Origin of the sequence: Methylibium sp. T29-B (genome assembly GCF_000576225.1) — a bacterium.
GTDB classification, from domain to species: Bacteria; Pseudomonadota; Gammaproteobacteria; order Burkholderiales; family Burkholderiaceae_C; genus Methylibium; species Methylibium petroleiphilum.
This window is the reverse complement of the sequence record NZ_AZSN01000156.1, coordinates 1-8,270: the sequence shown is the minus strand read 5'-3', so window position 1 is coordinate 8,270 and position 8,270 is coordinate 1. Positions and strand designations below refer to the sequence as shown.

Genomic DNA, 8,270 nt, shown 5'->3' with positions numbered 1-8,270 from the left:
TCGCCAGCGCGCGCGGCGGCTGCGCGCTCAGCGTGGCCAGGCGGTAGATCGTGCGGTCGATCGCGGCCTGCAGCGTGGGCCGCGTGGCCTCGGTGTTCTCGACCAGCGTGCGCGCCCGCGCGATGTCGAGCTGGGTGCCGCGGCCGGCGTCGAGCCGGGCCTCGGTGATGCGCAGCGACTCGCGCTGGTTGACCAGCGAGGTGTCGGCGACCTGCAGCCGCTGCTGCAGGCCGCGCAGCTCCAGGTAGTTGCGCGCCACCTCCGCGGCCACCGCGGTGTGGGCCGCGTGCAGGCCGGCCTCGCTGGCGGCGACCAGCGCCGCGGCCGACTCGCTGGCGCGGCGGTTGCGGCCGAAGAAGTCGAGCTCCCAGTTCGCGACGAAGCCGGCGTCGTAGACCGTGCCGGTGCGGTCGCTGCGCGACAGGCCCGGCGCCTGCGTGATCGGCGTGACGCCGCGCGTCGCGCCGGCGCTGACGCCGACGTCGGGCAGCAGCGCGGCCTGGGCCAGCCCGAGATCGGCGCGTGCCTCCTGAAGGCGTGCCTGCGCGATGCGCACGTCGCCGTTGGCGGCCAGCGCGCGTTCGACCAGCGTGCTCAGCGCCTCGTCGCCGAAGCCGCGCCAGAAGCTGGCGATGTCGGCCGACACCGGCTGGGTGTTGTTGGCCGACGCGCCGGCATTGATGAATTCGGCATCCACCGTGCGGGCGGGCCGCTCGTAGTTCGGACCGACCGCGCAGCCGGTGGCGATCAGGGCGGCCGCGGCCAGCACGCCGAGACGGAAGGGCAGCCGGAGGATAGGGGCGTCACGCATGGTCGTCTCCCGTCGGGGCGCGCGGCTTCAGCGGCGCGGCATGGGCGGTGGGCAGGTGCTTCTTGGGGGCGAGCTTGCGCAGCAGCACGTAGAACACCGGCGTCAGGAACAGGCCGAACACGGTGACGCCGAGCATGCCGCTCGCCACCGCGATGCCCATCGCCTGGCGCATCTCGGCGCCGGCGCCGCTGGACAGCACCAGCGGGATCACGCCGGCGATGAAGGCGATCGACGTCATCAGGATCGGACGCAGCCGCAGGCGGCAGGCCTCGACCACCGCCTTGACGGTGCTGCGGCCGTGGTCCTCCAGCTCGCGGGCGAACTCGACGATCAGGATGGCGTTCTTGCACGCCAGCCCCACCAGCACCACGAAGGCGATCTGCGTGAAGATGTTGTTGTCGGCCGGCTGCCCCAGGAAGCCGCTGAGCCACACGCCGGTGATCGCGCTCAGGATGCACATCGGCACGATCAGGATGATCGCCAGCGGCAGCGTGGTGCTCTCGTAGGTGGCCGCCAGCACCAGGAACACCAGCAGCACGCACAGCGGGAAGATGTAGATCATCGTGTTGCCGGCGGTCTTCTCCTGGTAGACCAGCTCGGTCCACTCGTAGCTGATGCCGCGCGGCAGCGTCTCCTTCAGGATCTTCTCCATCTCGGCCTGCGCCTCGCCGGAGCTGAAGCCGGGCTTGGCCGCGCCGTTGAAGTCGGCGGTGTAGAAGCCGTTGTAGCGGCCCACCGAACCCGGCCCGAAGGTGGGTTCGATGCGCATCATGGCCGACAGCGGCACCATCTCGCCGGCGGCGTTGCGGATCTTCAGCGCGCCGATGTCCTCGGCCTTCGCGCGGTGGCCGGAGTCGGCCTGCACGATCACCTGGTAGGTCTTGCCGAAGCGGTTGAAGTCGTTGACGTAGAGCGAACCCAGATAGGTCTGCATCGTCTCGTAGATGTCGCTGAGGTTGACCCCCATCTGCTTGGCCTTGGTGCGGTCGACGTTGGCGAACAGCTGCGGCACGTTGATCTGGTAGTTCGAGAACGCCTGCGTGATCGTGCTGTTGGGGTTGCCGTAGATGCGGCCCATCAACTGCTGCACCGCACCGTTGAGCGCCCCCTCGCCCAGCGAGTCGCGATCCTGCAGCTGCAGCTTGAAGCCCCCGGCATTGCCCAGGCCGCTCACCGGCGGCGGCGACAGCACGAACATGAAGGCGTCCTGGATCGCGCCCAGCCGCTGGTTGACCTGCCCGACGATCGCGTCGGCGCTCTGCTCCGGCGCCGTGCGGTTCTCGAACTCGTCGAGGCTCAGGAACACGATGCCCGAGTTGGGCGCCGCGGTGAAGCCGTTGATCGACAGGCCGGGGAAGGCCACCGAACTCTTCACGCCCGGGACCGACAGCGCGATCTCGCTGAGCTGGCGGATGACCTTGGTGGTGCGTTCGAGGCTCGCGCCGTCGGGCAACTGCGCGATGCCGATCAGGTACTGCTTGTCCTGCTGCGGCACGAAGCCCGGCGGGACCAGCTTGAACAGCAGCAGGGTGGCACCCAGCAGCACTGCGTAGATCACCAGCGCGATCGACTTGCGCTTGACGACGGTGCCGGTGACGCCGCGGCTGTAGCGGTCGGCATTGCGCGTGAAGAAACGGTTGAACCAGCCGAAGAAGCGGCCGAACACCTTGTCCATGCCGCGCGTCAACCAGTCCTTCTTCGCGTGGTGCGGCTTCAGCAGGATGGCGCTGAGCGCCGGCGACAGGGTCAACGAGTTGAACGCCGAGATCACCGTGGAGATCGCGATCGTCACGGCGAACTGCTTGTAGAACTGGCCGGACAGGCCGGACACGAAGGCCAGCGGCACGAACACCGCGCACAGCACCAGGCCGATGGCGATGATCGGGCCCGACACCTCCTGCATCGCCTTCACGCTCGCATCGCGCGGGCTCAGGCCGGCCTCGATGTTGCGTTCCACGTTCTCCACCACCACGATCGCGTCGTCGACCACGATGCCGATCGCCAGCACCAGGCCGAACAGCGTGAGGGTGTTGATCGAGAAGCCCAGCGCCAGCAGCACCGCGAAGGTGCCGACGATGGACACCGGCACCGCCAGCAGCGGGATGATGGACGCGCGCCAGGTCTGCAGGAACACGATCACCACCAGCACCACCAGCGCGATCGCCTCGACCAGCGTGTGGATCACCTTCTCGATCGAGGTGGCGACGAAGCGCGTGGGGTCGTAGACGATGGCGTAGTCGACGCCGGGCGGGAAGTCGGCCTTCAGCCGCTCCATCGTGGCGCGCACGTCGTTCGACAGCTGCAACGCATTGGAGTTGGGCGCCTGGAAGATGCCGATCGCGGCTGCTTCCTTGTTGTTCAGCAGCGAACCGAGCGAGTAGGTGTTGGGGCCGAGCTCGACGCGGCCGAGGTCGCGCACGCGGATCACCGAACCGTCGGCGGTGTCGGCGCGCACGATGATGTCGCCGAACTCCTGCTCACTGCTGAGCCGGCCCTGGGTGTTGATCGCGAGCTGGAACTCGGTGTTGTTCGGTGACGGCGGCGCGCCCACCACACCGGCGGCGACCTGCGCGTTCTGCTCGCGGATCGCGCCCACCACGTCGGCCGAGGTCAGGCCGCGGGCCGACAGCTTCTGCGGGTCGAGCCAGATGCGCATCGCGTAGTCGCCCGAGCCGAAGGTCTGCACCGAGCCCATGCCCGGGATGCGCAGCAGCGGGTCGCGCACGTTGAGCGTGGCGTAGTTGCGCAGGTAGAGCGCGTCGTACTTGTTGTCCGGCGAGACCATGTGCACCACCATGGTCAGGTTCGGCGAGCTCTTCTCGGTGGTCACGCCGATCTGGCGCACCACCTCGGGCAGGCGCGGCAGCGCGCGGTTCACGCGGTTCTGCACCGCAGTCTCGGCCACCTCGGGGTTGGTGCCGATCTTGAAGCTGATCGTCAGCGTCAGGGCACCGTCGGCCGAGGCCTGGCTGCCCATGTAGAGCATGTTCTCGATGCCGTTGATCTGCTCCTCGAGCGGCGTGGCCACCGTCTCGGCGATCACGCGCGGGTTCGCGCCGGGGAACTGCGCGCGCACCACCACCTGCGGCGGCGCGACCTCGGGGTATTCGGAGATCGGCAGCTTGAAGATCGCGATCGCGCCGACCAGCGTGATGAAGACCGACAGCACGGCCGCGAAGATCGGCCGGTCGATGAAGAAGCGGGACAGGTTCATGGAAGCCGCTCCCGGATCAGGCGGCGCGCGCAGCCGCGACCGGCGCGCTCAGCGCGGCCTTCTTCTCGTCCTTCTTGCCGCCGGCGCCCGGCGGCGGCGCGACCGGCTTCTCGACCGGCATGCCGCGGGCGTCGACATCGAGCTTCTCCGGCGCCAGCGGCGCACCCGGGCGCACCCGCTGCAGGCCGCTGACCACCACCAGCTCGCCCGGCTTCAGGCCGCTGGTGACCACGCGCATGCCGTCGATCAGCGCGCCGAGCTTGACTTCGCGGAACTCGGCGACGTTGTTGGCGCCGACCACGAACACGAACTTCTTGCTCTGGTCGGTGCCGATCGCACGCTCGGGCGTCAGCACCGCGTCGTAGGAGGTGCTGCCCGCCACCTGCAGCCGGGCGAACAGGCCCGGCGTGAACTGGCCGTCTGCGTTGTCGAACACCGCGCGGATGCGGATCGCGCCGGTCTGGGTGTTGAGGCGGTTGTCGATGAAGTCGACCTTGCCGGTGTGCGGGAAGCCGCTCTCGTTGGCCAGGCCCATCTTCACGTTCAGCTGGGCGTCGTTGGCCTTGCGCAGACGCAGGAAGGTCTGCTCGCTGCCGTCGAAGTAGGCGTAGACCTTGTGCGTGGCCACCAGCGTGGTCAGCACCGTCTTGTCGTCGACCAGGTTGCCGGCGGTGATGTTGGCGCGCGACAGGCGCCCGGCGATCGGCGCGCGCACCGCCGTGTACTCCACGTTGAGGCGCGCCACGCGCAGGGCCGCCTCGGCGGCGCGGATGTCGGCCTGCGAGGTGCGTTCGCCGGAGCCGAGCTGGTCGAACTCCTGGCGCGACACGGCCTTGGCGTCCAGCAGCTTCTGCGCGCGGGCCAGTTCGGCCTTGGCCAGCTCGGCGCGCGACTGCGCGGCGGCGAGCTGCGATTCGGCACGCGCCACCTCGGCCTGGTAGGGGCGGGGATCGATCGTGAACAGCAGCGCGCCCTTCTTGACGGTGGCGCCATCGACGAAGTGCACGCGGTCGATCGTGCCGCCGATGCGCGGCCGGATGTCGACGGTCTCCAGCGCCTCGAGGCGGCCGGTGAACTCCTCGCTGTCGGCGATCGGCTTCTGCACCGCCGGGGCCACCGAGACCGGCGGGGCCGGCGGCGGGCCGCCCTGCGCCTCGGCGCGCTCGCCGCAGGCCGTCAGCATGCCGGTGGCCAGCGACACGGCGATCAGCAGCGCGGCGGCATGTCGGAACGGAACAGGGGAGGCAACGGAGTCACGCATGAGAGCACCTAGGAGAAAGAGGTGGTGAGGCATCGAGGCCTCCGCGACAGCCGTGCGAAGTCCTCCCTGAGGGGCGCACACGTTCGGAGATCGTCCGCCACTCCACGTGTGTCTTTTGTGCAGGAGGGGGATGTTACTGACCCAACGGTCATCAAGCGATGGCCGTGAAATGCCCCCGAAGCCTGCAAGCCTATTGCAGGACGGCTTGCAAGTCTTCGGCCAGCTCTTCATGCGGGCAGGATGCCCTGGAGAGGGGGCTGCCTATACTGGCCCGTCGCTCCACCTCGCGCATCCAGCGCGCATCGCCATGAACGCTCCCGACCGCCTGCCCGGCCTCGACGCCGGCGTCTTGCAGGGCCACGTCGACCAGGCCTGGGACGCGCAGATCGTGCCCGAGCTGATCGACTACATCGCCATCCCCGCCAAGAGCCCGATGTTCGATGCGGACTGGGCCGCGCACGGCCACATCGACCGCGTGGTGCACCGCGCCGCGGCCTGGGTCGAGCGGCAGCGGCTCGCCGGGCTGAAGCTCGAAGTAATTGCGCTGCGCGAAGCCGACGGCACGCCGCGCACGCCGGTGATCTTCTTCGAGCTGCCGGCCACCACGCCGGGCGGCAATGCGGCCGGCGCGCCCACCGTGCTGCTCTACGGACATCTCGACAAGCAGCCCGAATTCAGCGGCTGGCGCGCCGACCTGGGACCATGGACGCCGAAGCTCGAGGACGGCCTGCTCTACGGCCGCGGCGGTGCCGACGACGGCTATGCGGTCTACGCGGCCGTCACGGCGCTGCAGGCGCTCGACGCGCAGGGCGTGCCGCGGCCGCGCTGCGTCGGGCTGATCGAGACCTGCGAGGAGTCGGGCTCGGGCGATCTGCCGGCCTATATCGACGCGCTCAAGCCGCGGCTCGGCGACGTGAGCCTGGTGGTCTGCCTCGACTCCGGCGCGGGCAACTACGACCAGCTCTGGCTCACCACCTCGCTGCGCGGGAACGTCACGGGAACGCTGCGTGTCGAGGTGCTGAGCGAAGGCGTGCACTCCGGCGATTCGAGCGGCATCGTGCCGTCGAGCCTGCGCGTGCTGCGCCAGCTGCTCGACCGGCTGGAGGACGCTGCCACCGGCCGCCTGCTGCCGCAGAGCCTGCACTGCGAGATCCCGGCCGAGCGCATGGCACAGGCCGCCGAGACGGCGCGCGTGCTGGGCGACGAGGTCTGGAAGCGCTTTCCGTGGGCCTGTGGTGCCGACGGCGGCTCGGTGCTGCCGATGAGCACCGACGCCACCGAGGCGCTCCTGAACCGCACGTGGCGTCCCACACTCAGCGTGACCGGCGCCGCCGGCCTGCCGGCCATCGCCGACGCCGGCAACGTGCTGCGGCCGGTCACGGCTTTCAAGCTGAGCCTGCGCCTGCCGCCGCTGGTCGACGGCCACGACGCCGCGGTGCGGCTCAAGGCACTGCTGGAGGACAACGCGCCCTACAACGCCAAGGTGGTGTTCGCGCCGGACGGCCGGGTCGGCGCCTGGGGGCCAGCGGCTGGAACGCCCCGCCGATCGAGCCCTGGCTGGAGACGGCGCTGCAGGCGGCCTCGCGCGCGCACTACGGTGCGCCCTGCGGCTACGTCGGCCAGGGCGGCACGATCCCGCTGATGAGCCTGCTGCAGCAGGGCTTCCCGAAGGCCCAGATGATGGTCTGCGGCGTGCTGGGTCCGAAGAGCAACGCCCACGGCCCGAACGAGTTCCTGCACCTGCCCTACGGCAAGCGGCTCACGGCCGCGGTGGCGCAGGTGATCGCGGCGCTGCCCGCCGACGCTGTCGCCTGAGCCAGGCGGCCCCAGTGCCCGGCCGCGACCGACCATGATCCAGGGCCTGGCCGCGCTGCTGTTGTTCCAGTCGCTCGGCGAGGCGATCGCGCAGCTCACGCACGCGCCGGTGCCGGGGCCGGTGATCGGGCTGGTGCTGCTGCTCGCCGGCCTGCTGCTGCGGCAGCGCGTGGGCAAGCCGGCCTGGGCACCGCTCGAGCAGGCGGCCGACGGCCTGCTGGCCCATCTGTCGATCTTCTTCATCCCGGCCGCCGTCGGCGTGATGCTGTACTGGGAGCCGTTGGTGCGCGAGGGTCTGGCGTGGGTGGTGGCGCTGGTGGCCAGCACCGCCGCGGCGATCGCCGTCACGGCGTGGTTCCTGTCGCGCCGGCTGGGGTCGGACGACACCGACGACGAGGCGCCGGCGCCATGAGCGCGTCCCGCGCGCTGACGCTGCCGGTCGGCCTGAGCGGCGCGCTGGAGCCGCTGGCCGAGGTGTGGGTCTACCTGGCCGCCACGCCGCTGTTCGGGCTGACGCTGACCCTCGGCGCCTACGTGATCGCCGAGCGCGTGTCGGCGCGCAGCGGGCGCCATCCGCTGGCCAATCCGGTGCTGTGGTCGGTGCTGGCGATCATCGCGGTGCTCGCGGCGACCGGTACGCCCTACCGCCGCTACTTCGAGGGCGCGCAGTTCGTGCATTTCCTGCTCGGCACCGCGACGGTCGCGCTGGCGGTGCCGTTGGCGCGCCTGTGGCCCGAGCTGCGGGCGCGCGCCGGAACCTTGCTGCTCGCGCTGTTGCTGGGGGCCGCGACCTCGATCACGGTGGCGCTCGGCACGGCCTGGGCGCTGGGTGGATCGAAGTTGATCCTGGCCTCGTTGCTGCCGAAATCGGTGACCGCACCGATCGCGATGGGCATCGCCGAGCGCATCGGTGGCTCGGCCACGCTGGCGGCGGTGTTCGCGGTGACGACCGGCATCGTCGGCGCGCTGATCGTCACGCCGCTGCTCAACGCGCTGAGCGTGCGCGACTGGGCGGCGCGCGGTTTCGCGGCCGGGCTGGCCGCGCACGGCATCGGCACGGCACGCGCGTGGTCGATCCATCCACGCGCCGGCGCGTACGCCAGCCTGGCGATGGGCTGCACGGCATCGCCGGCGCACTGCTTCTGCCGTGCTGGCGCGCTGGCTGGTGG

4 protein-coding genes and 2 pseudogenes are annotated in these 8,270 nt (G+C 70.5%); 3 read left to right on the top strand and 3 right to left on the bottom strand.

The window, feature by feature from the left end; translation table 11 throughout:
- The 3 genes from Y694_RS17865 to Y694_RS17855 all read right to left on the bottom strand — a co-directional run.
- Positions 1 to 811 (bottom strand): TolC family protein (locus Y694_RS17865; protein WP_036234959.1); only part of this gene is annotated, 811 nt, incomplete at its 3' end.
- Positions 804 to 4,025 (bottom strand): efflux RND transporter permease subunit, encoded by a 3,222-nt coding sequence (locus tag Y694_RS17860; protein WP_011831153.1) that lies wholly within the window; start codon positions 4,023 to 4,025, stop codon positions 804 to 806. The genes Y694_RS17860 and Y694_RS17865, both read right to left, overlap by 8 nt.
- A gap of 16 nt (positions 4,026 to 4,041) precedes the next feature.
- Complete coding sequence (locus tag Y694_RS17855) at positions 4,042 to 5,286, bottom strand: efflux RND transporter periplasmic adaptor subunit (protein WP_036234958.1); 1,245 nt, start codon at positions 5,284 to 5,286, stop codon at positions 4,042 to 4,044.
- Positions 5,287 to 5,593: 307 nt separating this feature from the next.
- On the opposite strand from Y694_RS17855, the pseudogene Y694_RS17850 reads away from it, so the two are divergent.
- The 3 genes and pseudogenes from Y694_RS17850 to Y694_RS17840 form a co-directional block, all read left to right on the top strand.
- A pseudogene (locus Y694_RS17850) lies at positions 5,594 to 7,101 on the top strand (M20 family metallopeptidase).
- A 34-nt stretch (positions 7,102 to 7,135) separates the two neighbouring features.
- The gene (locus Y694_RS17845) at positions 7,136 to 7,513 is read left to right on the top strand and encodes a CidA/LrgA family protein (protein ID WP_011831150.1); all 378 of its coding nucleotides are present in this window, start codon (positions 7,136 to 7,138) and stop codon (positions 7,511 to 7,513) included.
- Positions 7,510 to 8,270 (top strand): annotated as a pseudogene (locus Y694_RS17840) (LrgB family protein); the annotation flags it as partial. The gene Y694_RS17845 and the pseudogene Y694_RS17840, both read left to right, overlap by 4 nt.